14 protein-coding genes are annotated in these 16,691 nt (G+C 73.8%); 8 read left to right on the forward strand and 6 right to left on the reverse strand.

All coding sequences use genetic code 11. The features are described 5' to 3' along the window. Positions 1–107: 107 nt before the first annotated feature. The 3 genes from EBO15_RS08250 (at position 108) to EBO15_RS08260 (ending at position 2,482) form a co-directional block, all read left to right on the forward strand. Entirely contained in the window at positions 108–1,043 is a 936-nt protein-coding gene (locus EBO15_RS08250) for an ATP-binding protein (RefSeq protein WP_199744405.1), read from the forward strand. Between the two features lie 94 nt (positions 1,044–1,137). After that, positions 1,138–1,956 (forward strand): hypothetical protein, encoded by an 819-nt coding sequence (locus tag EBO15_RS08255; RefSeq protein WP_122193734.1) that lies wholly within the window; start codon positions 1,138–1,140, stop codon positions 1,954–1,956. Positions 1,957–2,005: 49 nt separating this feature from the next. Continuing rightward, the gene (locus EBO15_RS08260) at positions 2,006–2,482 is read left to right on the forward strand and encodes a ribose-5-phosphate isomerase (protein ID WP_122193735.1); all 477 of its coding nucleotides are present in this window, start codon (positions 2,006–2,008) and stop codon (positions 2,480–2,482) included. A 72-nt stretch (positions 2,483–2,554) separates the two neighbouring features. Here the strand turns inward: EBO15_RS08260 and EBO15_RS08265 are convergent, their stop codons facing one another. Continuing rightward, a complete protein-coding gene (locus EBO15_RS08265) occupies positions 2,555–3,268 on the reverse strand; it encodes a sulfotransferase family protein (RefSeq protein ID WP_122193736.1) in 714 nt (237 codons plus the stop codon). Beyond that, positions 3,265–5,619: a class I adenylate-forming enzyme family protein gene (locus tag EBO15_RS08270; protein ID WP_122193737.1), complete on the reverse strand. Its 2,355-nt coding sequence runs from the start codon at positions 5,617–5,619 to the stop codon at positions 3,265–3,267. The genes EBO15_RS08265 and EBO15_RS08270 overlap by 4 nt, the downstream gene beginning before the upstream one ends. A 121-nt stretch (positions 5,620–5,740) precedes the next feature. Between EBO15_RS08270 and EBO15_RS08275 the strand changes: the two genes are divergently transcribed. Next, entirely contained in the window at positions 5,741–7,006 is a 1,266-nt protein-coding gene (locus EBO15_RS08275; protein ID WP_158628160.1) for a cytochrome P450, read from the forward strand. A 27-nt stretch (positions 7,007–7,033) separates the two neighbouring features. On the opposite strand, the gene EBO15_RS08280 is transcribed toward EBO15_RS08275, so the two are convergent. The 3 genes from EBO15_RS08280 to EBO15_RS43570 all read right to left on the reverse strand — a co-directional run bounded on the left by EBO15_RS08280 (position 7,034) and on the right by EBO15_RS43570 (position 9,442). Next, on the reverse strand, positions 7,034–8,302 hold the full coding sequence (locus tag EBO15_RS08280; RefSeq protein ID WP_147481422.1) for a sulfotransferase family protein: 1,269 nt from the start codon (positions 8,300–8,302) through the stop codon (positions 7,034–7,036). Positions 8,303–8,312: 10 nt separating this feature from the next. Beyond that, entirely contained in the window at positions 8,313–9,080 is a 768-nt protein-coding gene (locus EBO15_RS08285) for a GNAT family N-acyltransferase (RefSeq protein ID WP_158628161.1), read from the reverse strand. 176 nt (positions 9,081–9,256) lie between these two features. Then, positions 9,257–9,442: a hypothetical protein gene (locus EBO15_RS43570; RefSeq protein WP_147481423.1), complete on the reverse strand. Its 186-nt coding sequence runs from the start codon at positions 9,440–9,442 to the stop codon at positions 9,257–9,259. 210 nt (positions 9,443–9,652) lie between these two features. Here EBO15_RS43570 and EBO15_RS08290 point away from each other — a divergent pair, with 210 nt between their 5' ends. Next, positions 9,653–10,768 (forward strand): PP2C family protein-serine/threonine phosphatase, encoded by a 1,116-nt coding sequence (locus EBO15_RS08290; RefSeq protein WP_122193741.1) that lies wholly within the window; start codon positions 9,653–9,655, stop codon positions 10,766–10,768. Positions 10,769–10,786: 18 nt separating this feature from the next. On the opposite strand, the gene EBO15_RS08295 is transcribed toward EBO15_RS08290, so the two are convergent. Next, entirely contained in the window at positions 10,787–12,145 is a 1,359-nt protein-coding gene (locus EBO15_RS08295) for a serine/threonine-protein kinase (RefSeq protein WP_122193742.1), read from the reverse strand. A 642-nt stretch (positions 12,146–12,787) separates the two neighbouring features. Here EBO15_RS08295 and EBO15_RS08300 point away from each other — a divergent pair. From EBO15_RS08300 to EBO15_RS08310, 3 genes are all read left to right on the forward strand, one after another. Then, complete coding sequence (locus EBO15_RS08300) at positions 12,788–14,146, forward strand: sensor histidine kinase (protein WP_122193743.1); 1,359 nt, start codon at positions 12,788–12,790, stop codon at positions 14,144–14,146. Between the two features lie 37 nt (positions 14,147–14,183). Next, positions 14,184–15,713, forward strand: coding sequence for a carboxyl transferase domain-containing protein (locus EBO15_RS08305; RefSeq protein WP_122193744.1), 1,530 nt, complete (start codon positions 14,184–14,186; stop codon positions 15,711–15,713). 127 nt (positions 15,714–15,840) lie between these two features. Further along, positions 15,841–16,656: a TetR/AcrR family transcriptional regulator gene (locus EBO15_RS08310; RefSeq protein ID WP_147481424.1), complete on the forward strand. Its 816-nt coding sequence runs from the start codon at positions 15,841–15,843 to the stop codon at positions 16,654–16,656. The last annotated feature ends 35 nt before the right edge of the window (positions 16,657–16,691 follow it).

A 16,691-nucleotide genomic window follows, 5' to 3' on the forward strand; every position in this document is an offset into this window, starting at 1 on the left:
GTGTGACCTGCGGAGGGTCCCGGAGATCCTTGCCTCCCGATCTCCGCTGCAGCAGACTCGGCTCTCCACAAATGGCAACGGTTTTCATATCCGTTTCGGGGGCATTCGTGAAGGTAGCGTTCGTCGGCAAGGGGGGCAGCGGCAAGACCACCCTGTCCTCGCTGTTCATCCGGCATCTCACCGCGAGGGCCCTGCCCGTGGTCGCGGTGGACGCCGACATCAACCAGCACCTCGGGGCCGCGCTCGGCCTGGACGAGGAGGTCGCCGCCAAGATCCCGGCGCTCGGCGACCGCCTCCCGGAGATCAGGACCCACCTGCGCGGCCGGAACTGGCGGATCCCCGGGCCGTCCGCGATGGTCAAGACCACCCCGCCCGGCTCCGGCTCGCGCCTGCTGACCCTCGCCGGGGACGACCCGGTGCACGCCCTCGGACAGGAGGTGGACGGCGCGACCCTGCTGGTCACCGGCCGGTTCACCGACAAGGACCTCGGCGTCTCCTGCTACCACTCCAAGACCGGCGCGGTCGAGCTCTACCTCAACCACCTCGTGGACGGCCCGGGCGAGTACGCCGTCGTCGACATGACGGCGGGCGCCGACACGTTCGCGTCCGGCCTGTTCACCCGCTTCGACCTGATGTTCCTGGTGGCCGAGCCCACCCGCAAGGGCGTCGCCGTCTACCGCCAGTACAAGCGGTACGCCGCCGACCACGGCGTCGCCCTCACCGTCGTCGGCAACAAGATCCAGGGCGACGGCGACATCGCCTTCCTGCGGGAGGAGGTCGGCGACGACCTGCTCACCTGGGTCGGGCAGTCCGCCGCCGTCCGCGCGCTCGAGCAGGGACGGCAGGGGATGCGCCTGGAGTCGGCCAACGAGGCCGCGCTCGACTGGATGCTCGCCGCCGTCGACGCCCGCCGCAAGGACTGGCCGGGCTACCACCGCCAGGCCGTCGAGTTCCACCTCCGGTACGCCCGGAGCAGGCCGGACGCCGCGACCGTCGCGGCCCTGGAGAAGCAGGTCGACCCGGACTTCCGCTACCCGGCCTGAGCCGACCTGAGCCGGACTGAACCGGCCTGAACCGGCACGGATCCACGCCCGAAAAGCCCTGCCGTGCCGGAGTGATCGGGGTTACAGTGCGCGCATGACCGTCCGGCGGATGCTCGTCGTGGCGGTCGGCGCGCTCGTGCCGACCGTCCTTTATGTCCTGGTCGTCGGGAACCAGTGGGTCGCCGACGCGCTGGTGGAGCACGACGTCAACATGAACCGCGGCATGGGGCCGATGCTCCTGATCGCCCAGGCCCCGGCGTGGCGCGTCACCGGGCGGGGCGGCAGCCTGAGCGGCCCCGCCGGCGACGTGGTCTTCGCCCACGACGTCTCGACCTTCCTCTTCCTGCTCCTCCTCGGCGCGATCGTCTTCGGCGCCGCGCGGGCCCTCAGCTCCGAGCGCGGCCTGTTCTCGGCCCTCGTCCTCGGCTGGTGGGCCACCCTCGTCGCCGCCGGCCTCAGCGGCATCGTCCGCGGCGTCCTCTACAGCGACGCCATCTACCCGACGAGCTCGTTCAACTCCGGCCTCCGTTCGGAGATGGCCGACTACGCCATCTGGCAGCAGGCGGGCTACGGCGCCCAGTTCGGCCTCTGGTTCGGGTGGGTGGCCGGTCTGGGCGCGATGGTGGCCGTCCTCGTCCTGCGGTCCTACCGGCCGCGTCCGGCGACGTCGCCGCAGGGCCCCGCCGCTCCGCAGGGGGCCGCCGGTCCGCCGGCGGTTCACCCGCAGGCGCCGTCCGCCGCCGCCCAGTACGCCCCGCCCGGCTACCCGCAGTGGGCCCCCAACGTCCCGCCGCCGGGACCGCCCGCGCAGGTCCCGCAGCCCGCGCCCGCCCCCGCGCAGCCTGCGCCCGCCCCCGCGGACGAGACCCCCGCGGAGCCCCGGCCCGGTGGACCGCCGTCCCCGCCGGCCTAAACCCCTCGCCGCCGTCTCAAGATCGTTCACGACCTGCGAGAATCGGCGCATGCGCGTGTTTCTTGGAAGCGACCATGCCGGGTACGAACTGAAAGAGCACCTGGTCGACTGGCTGAAGAACAACGGCCACGAGCCCGTCGACTGCGGCGCCTTCGTCTACGACGCGGTGGACGACTACCCGCCGTTCGTGCTGCGTGCCGCCCAGCGGACCGTCGCCGAGCCCGGTTCCCTGGGCATCGTCATCGGCGGTTCGGGCAACGGCGAGGCCATCGCCGCCAACAAGATCCAGGGCGCCCGCGCGGCCCTGGTCTTCAGCGACGACACCGCGCGCCTGGCCCGCGAGCACAACGACGCGAACATCATCAGCCTCGGCGCCCGCCAGTACAGCGTCGAGGACGCCACCCGCTTCGTCGAGCTGTTCCTGGCCACCCCGTACTCCAAGGAGCCGCGTCACACCCGCCGCATCACGATGCTGAGCGAGTTCGAGCGCACCGGCGACCTCCCCCCGCTCCCGCGCGAGTCCTGACCCCTGACGAGTGCCGACGGCCCGAGCCCCCTCGGCCCGTCGGCACTCGCGTTCTCCTGCCTTCTCCCGGCCTCAGCGGACGGCGCTGCCGGCGGACTTCTCCGCCGTCCGCCTCGTGAGGATCCGACGCCTGCGCCGGGCGAGCCCGTCCTGGAACGCCGCCGCTCTGTTCAGATGCGGGAAGGGCTCATCGGGCACCGGGACGCCGAGGAAGGCGCACAGCGGCTCCCATCCCTCCGCGACGTCGAACTCCAGCAGGCGATCGGCCGCGATGTGCTCCCGCACCCGCCGATTGTGGCGGTGGAAGGTGGCGATGGCGTGCTCGCGGTCGGTGAAGCGGCCCTGGAACGTGTCGTCCCAGATGACGGTCCGCGCCACGCGGCGACGGCGGCGAAGCCAGGGGTCGAGCCGGTCCTCGAGCCGCATGAGCAGCCCGTCCAGGTTCGGCGGCGGCGGACCGCACGACTTGTAGATGGTCTGGGCGACGCTGTCGTACCAGCGGTCGGCAGGACGCGTCGTCAGGATGACCCTGGCGCCGGTGAACGTGTCGGCGAGCTCCTCCCAGTAGGCGCAGGCCGGCCAGTCCACGACGGAGCCGAAACCCGCGAACAGGTCTTCCCACCGCTCAGGGCCGCCGTCCAGCAGGCGCTCCCAGCGCTGGAGCACCGCCGGATCCTCGCCCAGCGACGCCATGTGGTGGCAGGGCCCGAAGCCCAGGACCTCGAGGGCCGTCCTCAGCGAGTAGGTGCCGGTCCGGCCCAGGCCCGCCCCGATCACCTCGATCATGATCCCTCCCCGCGCCGGACCTCCGGCTCGCCGAGGTGGCGGCGCAGCAGGTCCGGATGGTGCCCCTCGGCGATGATCTCCAGGCGGCGCGGCCAGGCGAACGGACGCGGAAGCCGTCCGGGCCCCCGGAAGTACAGGACGGTGCGTCCGGTCCGTCCGTGGTGCGGGTTGAAGCCGCCGCCGTCGGCCGTGAGCCCGGCGGCGCCGGCCAGGGCGGCGTAGACCGCGTCCAGCCGGTGGCCCGCCGGTGCGGCGACGCGGAACGCCAGGTGCGCCTCGTGCCGACCCGCCTGCTCGTCCGCCCTGATCGCGTCGTCCCCGGGGCCGGTGGGAAGCAGGAACAGCTCCAGCGACCGGTGCGCGTCCTCCGCGGGCGCGGCCTGGACGATCGTCACCGCCAGGTCCTGAGGTGGACGCCCGTAGCGTGCCGCCAGCCGGTCCCGGACCACCGTGCTGGGAATGGGATCCGACACCGTCATGCCCCGCGCGGCCAACTCGGCCACGGCCGCGTCGACAGCGGTGGGAAAGAGCAGCAGCGCCCCGTGGTCGAGCTCGAGATCCCGCGCGAGGACATCGTCGACGGCGGTGTGCCGCGTGCCGGGCGGCAGCACGGCCCGGAGGGCCTCGGCGGTCGTGTGCCCGGCCAGGAACCGCGCCATGGCCTCCACACGCTCGGCGTCGGCGGCGTCGATCGCCCTCGGTGGGGGAAAGGCGCGGCTCTCGCGCGGCACGCTCCCGCCGGTGACCCGGCGCTGGATCTCGGACCGGTGCAGCTTGCCCAGGGCGGTGCGGGGGAGGCCCGCCATCACCGCGACGCGTTCGGGCAGGTACACCTCGGTCATGCCCCGGGCACGGAGGTGGACGCGGAGGTCGTCCAGCGAGGGCGCGGTGCCGTCCGCGACGATCACCGCGCAGGCGACCTCGTGTCCCTGGGCGTCGTCGACGGCGACGATCGCCGCGTCGGCGACCGCGGGGTGCTCCAGGAGCTCGTCCTCGACCTCGGCGACGGGGATCATGCTGTCGCCGCCGACCCGGCCGGACGCGCGGCCGAGGTGGCGAAGGCGGCCCTGCGCGTCCCGTTCCACCAGGTCACCGGTGTCGTACCAGCCGTCGCCGGCCTCCGCGGACCACACCTCCTCCCGCGTCCGCAGGTCGATGACGCGGCGGCACAGACCCGGCGTCCGCACCTGGAGGTGCCCGCCGTCGCCGGACGGGCCGGCGTCCCGGGGGCGCAGGCGGATCCGGACGCCCTCGATCGGGCGGCCGAGCGTCTCCTCGGCCACGTCCTCGCCGGGCGAGGTCGCCGCGAGCATGCCGGTCTCGGTCGTTCCGAAGGCGTTGACCAGCCGCGGGGCCAGCACCGCGCGCAGGCGTCCGGCGAGCCGCGGGGGGATCGGCGCGCCCAGGCTGACGACCTGGCGAAGGTCCGGGAAGGCGTGCCCGCCGCGCGCCGCGGCGGCGACGAGATCCCGAAGGACCGGCGGAGTGGACACCAGGCATCCCACCCGCTGCGCCGCGAGCAGGCCGAGCCAGGTCTCCGGGGCGTCGTCGGCGCTGAAGACCGAGGGCCGTCCGGTCGCCAGCGGCGCGAGCGTGTTGAACATCAACCCCACGGTGTGGGTCAGGTCGGCGATCGCGGCGGTCGCCACCCCGGGCGGTATCTGCCGCACGGCCGCGCACAGGGCCGCGTACCGGGTGTTGAAGGTGTGCACCACCGCCCTGGGACGTCCCGTGGTCCCCGAGGTGAAGGCCAGCTGGCACACCTCGTCCGCGTGGACGGGCGGCATCGGCTCCACCGGCCGGGCCCCGGCGGCCGCCTCCGCGAGCAACCCGCCCAGAGCGACGGGCTCGGCCGGGAGGTCCCGGGCCGTCCGCCCACTGCAGGGCTTCCCGTCCTCGGTCACCAGCAGCGCGGGCGTGACCGCGCCGAGGACGAGGTCCAGCTCGCGTCGCCCGAACCACGGCGGCACCGCGGCGGCCACCGCTCCGACGCGTCCGCACGCCAGCCACAGGGCGGCCGTCTCCCACTCGTTCGGGAGCCGGAAGACCACGGCCCGCCCCCGCCCGACGTCCCGCGCCTGCAGCGCCGCCGCCAGCCGCTCCACCCGCCCGGCCAGCTCGCCGAAGGTGACCGTGACCGTCTCGCCCCGCCGGTGCCCGACGTACACGGGCGCGTCCGGCGCCGTGGCGGCGCGCCCCCTCAGGTCGTCGGCGAACACCTCCCGCCGCCACCGGACCGCCATGTCCTGGTCGTCGCCCCTGGCCAGGGCCGGTTGCGGCGGCGCATGCGGCTTCATGTCGATGACACGCTCCTCGGTCGTGGAACGGCCGGTGGCCCAACCGTTGCGCATTTGGGTAGTTGTGCAAATACAGTGAGTAGCCAATCACGACGGGATGGTCCGGGACCCGGGAACGCCGCGTTCCCAGGCCGCCGTCGCCCGCCGTGCGAACCCAGCCGCGAAAGGCGCGCCAGTGACGGACACCGAAGACCGCGTTCCGACGACGCCCGTGGCCCGTCGGGCGGACCCGGTCGGCTTCCTCGGGTTCGACCCGTTCGACCCCGCGTTCAAGGCCGATCCGTATCCCCACTACCGGAGGTTCTCGGCCTCGGGGCCCTTGCGGCGGACGCCGTCCGGCCCGTGGGTGACGGCGTCCTACAGCGTGTGCACGCAGGTACTGCGCGATCCGCGGTTCGGGCGTTGGGCGCGCACAGGGGGGCCGGCTCCGGAGGCGGAGGCCGCCAAGGGCCTGAACTTCATGATGCAGGACCCGCCGGACCACACCCGGCTCCGGCGGCTGGCGGGCAAGGCGTTCACGCCCCGGGCCGTGGAGCGGATGCGTCCCTGGATCGAGGAACTCGCCCGCGACGTCGTCGAGGGCGTCTCCGGACGGGTCGACCTCCTGGACGCCCTGGCGCGCCCGCTCGCGACCAGGGCCATCGGTGAGCTGCTCGGAGTTCCGGCCGCCGACCATGACCGGCTGGCCGCCTGGTCGGAGGCGTGCATTCGCGCACTGGACCCGCTTCCCCTGCAACCCGTCGATCTGCGCCCCCGGATGCTGGAGGCCCGCGCGGGGTTCGCCGGGTACTTCCGGGGTCTGATCGCGGACAGGCGCGCCGGTGCCGTCCCGGCCCCCAGGGCGGGTGGGGCCGATCTGCCGGATCCGCTGGGCGACCTGATCAGGGCCCGCGACGAGGAGGGCGCCCTGAACGAGGACGAACTGCTGGCGACCTGCCGCTTGCTGTTCGTCGCGGGCCACGAGACGACGATCCATGCGATCGCCAACAGCACGCTGGCGCTCCTGCGCCATCCCGACCGGATGGCATGGCTGAAGCGCCACCCGGAGGTCCTGCCGGAGGCGGTCGAGGAGCTCATGCGCTTCGACTCGCCCACACACCTGCTGTGGCGGGTGGCCCTGGAGGACATGGAACTCGAGTCGACCCGGATCACCGAAGGGGAGGTGGTCATCCTGCTGGTCGGTGCGGCCAACCGTGACCCCGCGGCGTTCACCGACCCGGACCTGCTGGATCTGACCCGCTACGGCGGCACCGTGCCCCGCCACCTGACCTTCGGGTCCGGCATCCATTTCTGCTCCGGCGCGGCCCTGGCCAGGCTGGAGATCCAGGCATGTCTCGGTCGGCTGATCGCACGGGATCCGGTGCTGGACGCCGGGCCCCTCGACTACTCTCCCGGCGTGGCGGGGCGTGGGCTCGACCGGCTTCCCGTCATCATCGGCTGACCCGCGGCGCCCTCGGAGTCGGGGGCGCTACCGGATCGGCTCCTCCTGGACGCCGAACCGGGTCGTGTAGGAGGACAGGCCGACGCGCAACTCCGTGGGGTCCAGGGAGAAGTCGCTCAGCCGGTAGTCGATCCGGCCGTGCCGGTGGCGGACGTGTCCGTCCAGGTAGGCCCGCAGTGCGGCCCGGGTCTGGGGCGTGAAGGGCTGCCCGGCGACCCGGTAGATGTCGTGGGCGGTCGCGAGGTTGTCGGCCATGTAGCGGTGGAAGACCACGTCGACCGACTGCTCGTCCGCGAACAGCGCGCGGTGCTCCTGCATCTTCCGCAGCAGCTCCTCGATGCGCCGCCTCCAGTGGCGTCCCACCGCCCCAAGGTCGACCGGGTAGAGCCTGCGCCGCATCATGTACGCGTTCATCGTGGCCAGGGACGCCGCCGCCGGCGCCGGGTCGCGGTGGGTGAACACCACTACGGCGTCCGGGAAGACGTTCTTCAGCTCCGGCAGATGGTCCAGGTGGTGCGGAGACTTCAACAGCCAGCGCCGCCCTCCCCGCAGCCAGGTGAGCGCCTTCAACGTGGTGCGCAGGTGCTCGTAGGCGAAGCGCAGGTCGGTCCCGGAGTACCACTCCAGGTATCCCGGCATCGGCGCGCGCATCTCCATCAGGCCCGAGGCGAACGAGAGGCACAGCAGTTCGGCGTCCTCGTGGGCGTCGGTCGGTGCGACGTCGATCATCTTCCTGAGATGGGGCGTGACCATGTCCCGGTGGCGTCCGCGCCTGGTCATGGCGTCCAGCGCCGCACCGGGAGCGTCGCCCGGGGCCGGGATCGGCTCGATCGCCTCCCAGAGCGGCAGGTGCCGCAGGCGCGGATCGCTGGCGAGCAGGTTGTTCAGGTGGGTGGTGCCGCTGCGGGGCAGACCGACGATGATGATCGGCTGCCGGATCCGGACGTCGTGGATCTCGGGATGGCGACGCAGCAGGTCCTGAAGGCGCAGCCGCTGGACCAGCATCCGCGTGAACTCGCGGTGGAACTGGGTCCGCCCGTAGCCCGTGAGGGCCGGTTCGGCGTTCAGGTCCTGGCAGACGATCCCCAGCGGTTCGGTGAAGCGCGGGTCGCCGAAGTCGTCCAGGCGGCGTCCGTGGGCCGCCGAGGCCGTCTCGACGGCGGCCCGCATGAGCCGCTCGGGTTCGAAGGCGTGCGCGGGCGCGTCCTCGGCGAGCCTGTCGAGGACGCGTTGCGCGTCGGGAGAGAACACCGGACGGGCCAGGTCCTCGATCCGCAGTCCGTCCGTGTTCGCCATCTGCCGCTCCTCAGGCTCGGCCGACGCTCGTGGCGCCGTCGGCGGGGCGGACGGCGCGGTCACCACGTCCGTCGGGGAAGTAGCACCGGTAGAGCAGGGGGGCCGCGTTGTCCGTGTCCACCAGGAAGCAGAAGCAGACGGAGTCGACCTCCTTCACGTAGGCCGGATCGCCCAGGATCCATACACCGCACCGCAGGTAGAAGCGGGCCAGAGGAGGAAGGGCGCGGTAGCTCGGTGCGGCGGCCAGGTCGCGCGGCACGTCCCACGGGACGCGCGGCTCCGCGCTCAGGCCCTCGGGCGGCGCGTGGTCGCGGACGGCGAGTTCCCACATGTTGAGGGCGGCGTCGTGTCCCTCGGGCAGGAAGACGTTGAGGCAGCCGACGACGTAGCGGTGGCCGCTGCGCACCAGGTACCGTCCGACCTCGGCCGCCAGGAGGCCGAACACCGCGCCGCTGCGATGCCCGGGATCGACGCAGAAACGTCCGAGCTGGATCATCGACGAGGTCACCGACCGGGGAAGGCCGAGCAGGAACCTCTGCTCGACGACCCCTTCCTCGAACAGCTGGCAGGTTCCCACGACCGCGCCCGTCGACGTGTCGGTCACGATCAGGTGGTCGGCGTCCTGGGCGAATCCGGCGACACGGCCCGGCGCGTTCACGGGCAGGCCGTTCTCCAGGTGGTACGTCCAGTGCCACAGGTCACGCGCGGCCTTGATCTGTTCCTCGGAGGTGGCGGCCGATGCGAGGTAGCCCCCGCCGGCGCCGTCGAGTGGTGGCACTTCCGCCGTCCCAGGGTCCAGAGGAGGCACCGCACGCGGATGTGCCCGCGTGGGCGCTCACTCCAAGCGAATGCGTACGGTTGCTGGACGGACACGATAAGTGTTCGCCATCTGGAGTTCAAGGAACTCCCGGCACCGGAGCGTCCCCCGGACAGGCCCCCTCTGGAGGCCGGGCCTCAGGCGGTGGGGCGGAGGCCTCGCTTCTCCAGGCGGCGGCGTTCGTTCTTGGCGGCGCGGGACTGGCGGGGCGGGTCGGCGGGGGCGGGCGCCGGGGGCTGCGGGGCGCCCTCGGGGACGGGCCGGGAGACGTCGCGGGCGCGGACGGCGGCGTCGACGGTGATGCGCATGCTGGGCTGGGACATGGCGGTCTCCTGTCGTCGGTCGTTCACCCATTGGACACCTGCGGGCGGGGTGCGCCGCAAGGGCCGGACGGCCCGGGGGCGGGCGGGCCGAAAGGCAAGGGGCGGGCGGGCTCGGGTGTGGTCATCGTGGGTCGCCGCGCCGTCGCGATCCGTCACGGCGGGCGCGGAAGGCGGGCCGTTCGTGCCGATGCTCGGTACAGTGCCCACGTCATGCTTCAACGTCTGGTGCACCTGCTTCCGCCGCGAGTACGCGCGTTCCTGCGAAGGATCCCCGTGCTCGTGGCGCTGTACAGGTGGCTGCGGCGGGGCACGCAGTCGCGGGACCGGTACCTGTTCGCGAGCCTGGCCCTGCTCGCCATCGTCCTCGGGTTCGGGGCGGTGGAGTCGCAGCGGTGGTCGCCGTCCGGGGCGCTGGTGCTCACGCTGCTCGGCGGCGGGCTGATGCTGCGCGTGCGGACCCTGGGCGTGCTGCTCGGGGTCGTCGCGCTGATGGTCTGCTACGACGCGTGGAAGGCGCCGAGCAACACCGGGCCCGGGATCGTCGCGACGCTCGGGGTGACGTCCCTCCTCGCGGTGACGCTGGCGCGGACGCGGCAGCAGCTCGGCGTGATGGGGCTGCGCGGCGACTCGATGCTGCTGGAGCTGCGCGACCGGCTGCGCAGCCAGGGCGAGATGCCGAAGCTGCCCGCGGGCTGGGACGCGCAGGTCGTCATGCTCCAGGCGGGCGGGTCGTCCTTCGGGGGCGACTTCGTCGTGTCGGCGCTGCACGACGGCGTGCTCGAGGTCGCGCTGGTGGACGTGTCGGGCAAGGGGACGGACGCGGGCACGCGGGCGCTGATGCTGTCCGGCGCGTTCGGCGGGCTGCTGGGGTCCGTCCCGACGGCGGGGTTCCTGCCCGCGTGCAACAGCTACCTGCACCGGCAGCAGTGGGACGAGGGGTTCGTCACCGCCGTCCATGTGGTGATCGACCTGGCGACGGGCGAGTACACGGTCGAGTCGGCCGGGCATCCGCCGGCCGTGCAGTTCGACGCGAGCAGCGGGACGTGGCAGGTGAGCCCGGCGAAGGGCGTCGTCCTCGGGGTGATCCCGGACCTCGCGGCCGTCCCGGAGCGCGGGCAGCTCGGCGCCGGGGACGCGCTGCTCCTCTACACCGACGGCCTGGTCGAGTCGCCGGGCAGCGACCTGGACGCCGGGATCGACCGGCTGCTCGGCGAGGCGGAGCGGCTCGTCCCGAACGGGTTCCGGAAGGGCGCGCGCGAGCTGGTCGAGCTCATGGCCGCCGAGCGGGACGACGACTGCGCGCTGATCCTGATCTGGCGCACCTGAGCTTTCCGGCTTCCGGTCTCAGTGGCCGTGGTGCTTCTTGTGGCCGCGCTTCTTTCCGTGTTTGGGCTTCGGTTTCGGTTTGGGCTTGGGTTTCGGCTTCGCCGTGGGCGCGGGCGGTCCGGGCGCGGGGGTGGACGCGGTCGGTGACGGCTTGGGCGGCGGGGCGGCGTCGCTCTTGTCGGTGAGGCCGAGGGCCAGGGCGCCCGCGAGGACGGTCGCGGCGGCGGCGCCGACTCCGATGAGGACGCGCGTTCTCATGTGCGAGGGCGCGGACGCCGTTGGTGACGACCCGAACCCCTGCGTGTGCGCGCTGTGGTGGACGGGGTCGAACGCCTGAGTGTGCGCGTTGTCCTGGACGGCGTCGAACGTCTGTGTGCGGGCGTCGCCGTGGACGGCGTTGAAGGCCTGGGTGTGCGCGGCCGGGTCGTCCTCGTGCGCGTGCGCGACGGCCGGGACGGCGCCGAAGATCTCGGTCCGGTCCTTCCCGTTGGACGGCGCGGAGGGGGTCTGCTCGACCAGCGACATCAGCAGTTCGGACGCCGGGGGCCTGTCCTGCGGGTTCTTGGAGAGCGCCGAGCGGACGGCGGGGAGGAGCTGCGGGGGCAGTCCGGCGAGGTCGGGCGCGTCCTGGGCGGTGCGGAGGGCGATCTCGGGGGCCGTGCCCTCGCCGAAGGGCAGGCGGCCGGTGCCCGCGTACGCGACGAGGCAGCCCCAGGTGAACACGTCGGCGGCAGGGGAGACCGTGCCGCCCGCGAGGATCTCGGGGGGCATCCAGCCGGGTGTGCCGAGGACGGTCCCGGACGTGCTGACCGAGCCCGGCGACCCCTGCGTCCCGGCGATGCCGAAGTCGATGACGCGGCAGCCGGACAGCGTGAGCATCACGTTCGCGGGCTTGAGGTCGCGGTGGACGAGCCCGGCGGCGTGGATGGCGGCCAGCGCCGTGGCGACGCCGACGGCGACGCCGTGCAGGTCGGCGGCGGGCAGCGGGCCGCCGGAGGTGATCCGCTGCTGGAGGGTGATCCCGTCGACGTACTCGCTGACGATGTAGGGGCGTCCGTGCTCCTCGCCGTGGGCGAGGACGCGGGCCGTGCAGAACGAGGCGACGCGTCCGGCGAGGAGGGCCTCGTCCCGGAAGCGGCGCAGGAAGCGGGGGTCGTCGGTGAGGTGCGGGCGCATGACCTTGACCGCGACGCGGGCGCCGGAGTTCGGTTCGACGCCCAGGTAGACGGTGCCCATGCCGCCCGCGCCGAGGCGTCCGAGGAGCGCGTACGCGCCGACGGCCCGCGGGTCGGACGGCTCGAGCGGGGACGCCGGGGCGTCCGCCGGGTCCGGCCGGCCGCGCGGGGCGTGGGGCGGCCGGCGCTCGTGTTGGTCCATGCCGTCCCTGGGGCCCTTCGTCGCTCTGGTCCGGATCGTTCACCGGAGGTCCGGCCCCACATGGTGCCCCATCCGCACGGAACCGCGAAACGTGATCGTCATCTGGATGTAGCGGGCAGTGCACGTGGACGGGGCAGAGTGGGGAGTGGTTCGGCGATCGCCCGCCCTCCCCGGCGGAACCTCCTCGGCGCGGTACGGGCAGGCGGTCGGCGGCTCCGAAGGCGGTGTTCGCGCGGGACGGGACCCCAGGGGTGGGAGGCTCCGGCCCGCGCGGACATCGATTCCGATTCCCTATAAAATCAGTTGACTTTGTAGGGAATCCTGGTCAGGATGGAACTGCGCGAAGCCGGGTCCTGGGCAGGGCCTCCCCGCCGTTCGGGGCGCTCTGACGGCGGGCGCGCGGTGGCCGGGACGGCGTTGGCACGGCCCGTCCCGGCCACCGGCACGTCTTCCCAGGTCGGAGCCGGGAAACCACCTCCTCCGGCGCGCGTGTCCCCGCCGCCGCACAAGATTGCGTAAGCGGATCTTCCCGGTACGGCCAGCCCCGGCCCCCGGTGGTGGAATCCGGCCGCCGCAACCTCCAGCGTGGGCCTTCGGGCGGTTTCATGCCGCATGGAGCTGCGACGGGGGAGGACGCGAACGATGTCGGGGCGCTGGCCGCCGGGTCCCTGGTCGCTGCGCACCCGGGTGACGGTGGTCACGACCCTGGTGGTCGGGGTGCTGCTGATCGCGGGCGCGGCCGGCTTCTACGTCACGCTCCGGAACGCCGTCTTCCAGTCGCTGCGCGAGCGGGGCCGGACCGCCGTGGGCGTGCTCGCCGACACCGTCCGCGCCACCGACCCGCAGGGGGACGGCGCGCTGCGTCCCGGCGACGCCGAGTTCCCGCTGCTCCAGGTCCTGGACGACCAGGGGCGCGTCCGCGCGTCCAGCCCCGCCGCGAGCGGCCGTCCGCCGATCAGCGACCTGCGCCCGGACGCCGGGCACCCGACGCCCAGCAGGACGGGCACCCTCGGCAAGGAACAGGTGTTCGTGGTGGCCTCGCACGCGGACACGCCGGGCGGCGGGCGCGTGCTCTACGCGGGCGTCTCCATGCCCGGCTTCGTCCAGTCACGCGAGTACTTCACGTTCCTGCTGGTGCTCGCCGTGCCGCTCGGGCTCGGCCTCATCGCCGTCTCGGTCTGGCTGGCCGTCCGGCGCGCGCTGCGGCCCGTCCGGCGGATGAGCGGCGAGCTCGCCGAGGTGACCGGGTCGGGGCAGGGACGGCCGCGGCGGGTGACCGTCCCGGAGACGCACGACGAGATCGCGCAGCTCGCCTCGTCGGTCAACCTGACCCTGCACCGGCTGGAGCAGAACGTCACGCGGCAGCGGCAGTTCGTCGGGGACGTCTCGCACGAGCTCCGCAGCCCCCTCACCGGCCTGCGCGCCCAGCTCGAGGTCGCGCTGGAGCACCCCGAGGACGAGGACTGGCCCTCGGTCGCCCGGCACGCGCTGAACGACGCCGACCGGCTCCAGCGGATCGTCACCGACCTGCTCCTGCTGGCCAAGCTGGACGCGGGCGTCCCGCTGGACCGCGAGCCCGTGGACCTCGGCGACCTGGCCCGGCAGGAGGGGGCGCGGCCCCGGCGCGTCCCGGTGGACGTCGACGCCGAGCCGGGCGTGGTCGTCCTCGGCGCCCGCGGGCCCCTCCTCCGCCTGATCACCAACCTGCTCGACAACGCCGTCCGGCACGCGCGGACGAGCGTCGGCATCACCGTCGAGCGGCAGGGGCCCGACGCCGTCCTGACCGTGGCGGACGACGGGGACGGCATCCCGCCCGCCGACCGCGAGCGGGTCTTCCAGCGGTTCCAGCGGCTCGCCGAGGGCCGCAAACGCGACACGGGCGGCTCGGGTCTGGGGCTGCCGATCTCGCGCGACATCGCGCACGCGCACGAGGGCACGCTGGTCGCCGCCGGTGCGAGGGCCGGTGCGCGCCTCGTCCTGAGGATTCCCCTGGCCCCGTAGAGGAGGCGGCCGCGGGACGGAGGTTAGCCTGCGAGGCATGAGCGCGTCGCTGGAGCGGCCGGACGCCGCCGGGTTGCTGGACCGGGTTCTGGATCCGGGCAGCTTCGAGTCCTGGGACGCCCCGCCCACCTATGCGGCGCTGAGCCCGCGCTATGAGGCCGACCTCGCGCGGGCGCGCGAGCGCAGCGGACGCGACGAGGCCGTCCTGACCGGGTCAGGGCTTCTCCGGGGACGGCGCGTGGCCGTGGTCGTGTCCGAGTTCGCGTTCCTCGCGGGATCGATCGGCGTCGCCACGGCCGACCGGATCGTCTCGGCCGTCGAGCGCGCGACCGCGGAAGGGCTGCCGCTGCTCGCGGCGCCGTCGTCCGGGGGGACGCGCATGCAGGAGGGGACCATCGCGTTCGTCCAGATGGCCCGGATCGCCGCTGCCGTCATGGCGCACCGGGCCGCGAGGCTGCCCTACCTCGTCTACCTGCGGCATCCCACGACCGGAGGCGTTCTCGCTTCGTGGGGGTCGCTGGGGCATGTCACGGCGGCCGAGCCCGGCGCGCTGATCGGTTTCCTCGGGCCGCGCGTGTACGAGACGCTGCACGGCGAGCCCTTCCCGGCCGGGGTGCAGGTGGCCGAGAACCTCGCCGCCAAGGGACTCCTGGACGCCGTCGTCGGCGTCGACGACCTTCCGGACGTCGCCGCGCAGGCGCTGGACGTGCTGTGCGCCGTCCCGGGCGTTCTGGGCGTCCCGGGCGTTCCGGCTCGAGGTGGTGGCGCTGCTCCGGGCGTCCGTGCTGCGGGGGCGGGCGCGGGGTTGCCGGACGTTCCGGCGTGGGAGTCGGTGGAGCGGTCGCGGCGCGTGGAGCGTCCGGGGGTGCGCGAGCTGCTGCGGTTCGGGGCGTCCGGGGTCACGCCGCTGTCCGGGACGGGCGACGGCGAGGCGGATCCGGGGCTGCTGCTCGCGCTCGCGCGGTTCGGCGACGCGTCCTGCGTGGTGATCGGGCAGGACCGGGCGGCGCAGCGCGTCGGACGGCCGATCGGGCCCGCCGGGCTGCGCGTCGCGCGGCGCGGCATGCGCCTCGCCGCCGAGCTCGGCCTGCCGCTGCTGACCGTCGTGGACACGCCCGGCGCGGCCCTGTCGCCGGAGGCCGAGGAGCGCGGGCTGGCGGGCGAGATCGCGCGCTGCCTCGCCGACCTGATCACCCTGCGGGCGGCGACGCTGTGCCTGCTGCTGGGCGAGGGGAGCGGTGGCGCGGCGCTGGCCCTGCTGCCCGCCGACCGCGTCCTCGCGGCGCGGCACGCGTGGCTCGCGCCGCTGCCGCCGGAGGGCGCGTCCGGGATCGTCCACCGGACGCCGGACCGCGCGCCCGAGATGGCCGCGGCGCAGCGGATCCGCGCGACCGACCTGTACGAGGACGGGATCGTCGACGCGATCGTCCCCGAGGAGCCGGACGCCGCGGACGAGCCCGAGGCGTTCTGCGCGCGCGTCGCGGACGTCCTGGCACGCGAACTGCCCGCCCTGCGCCCCGATCCGGACGGCCGCAGCCGGCGCTACGTCCGGCGCGCGGCGCCCTGAGCCGACGCGGGGAGTCCGCGGCGCGTGTCCTGATGGGGACGTGTCGTGGCGCGGGGGGCTGCCGAGCGGCGGGATGGGGCCTACCGTGCTGAGCACCCAGGGATCCGGGTGCGGGAGGACGGACGGCGTGCGAGACGAATCAGCGGCGCGGGAACTGCCGGAGAGCGCGAAGCGGGCGGACGACGGGAAGGCCACGGACGACGGGAAGGGCGCGGACGACGGAAAGGGCGCTGTCGACGGGAAGGCCGCTGTCGATGGGAAAGGCGCTGTCGACGGGAAGGGCGCGGTGGACGGGCGGCGCGTCGCGGGTGAGTCTCGGGCGGCGGACGGTTCCCGGGCGGGGGGCGGGCTGCGGAAGGTGCCGCTCAGCCGCCCGGAGCGGCGGGCTGAGCTGTTCGACGCCGTCCTGGAGGTCCTCGCCGAGGTCGGGTACGAGCGGCTGACCTTCGACCTGGTGGCCCGGCGGGCGCGGGCCGGGAAGGCGACGCTGTACCAGCGGTGGCCGTCCAAGGCGCATCTGGTGGTGGCGGCGATGGAGCGCTACCGGCCGGAGGTGGGGGAGGAGGACGCCGGGTCGTTCGTCGAGGACGTCCGGGGGCTGCTGACCGCCTACATCGCGGGCTGGTCGGGGCTCGACCGGGGGCTGCTCATCGCGGTGCTGGAGGGCAGCCGCCGGGACCCCGAGCTGGCCCGGCTGCGGCGGGAGCGGCTGGCGGCGCCGGTGCGGCGGTCCATCGAGTCGGCGTTCGACCGGGCGCTGCGGCGCGGCGAGATCCCGGACCGGCTGGACGCCGCCCTGCTCGTCGATCTGCCTTTCGCGGTCATCCTCAGTCATGCCCTTGTTAAGGATGAATCACCAGGTCAGGAGCTTGTCGATCGCTTTGTGGACGGCATCCTCGGGCCCCTTCTGGACGTCCCGAACGCGCGGCCCCCTGGCACATAGAACGAAACAGTTCTATTTTCGGTAGTGAGGCCGCT

The sequence above is a fragment of the Actinomadura harenae genome (genome assembly GCF_003696215.1).
Classification (GTDB): Bacteria; Actinomycetota; Actinomycetes; order Streptosporangiales; family Streptosporangiaceae; genus Spirillospora; species Spirillospora harenae.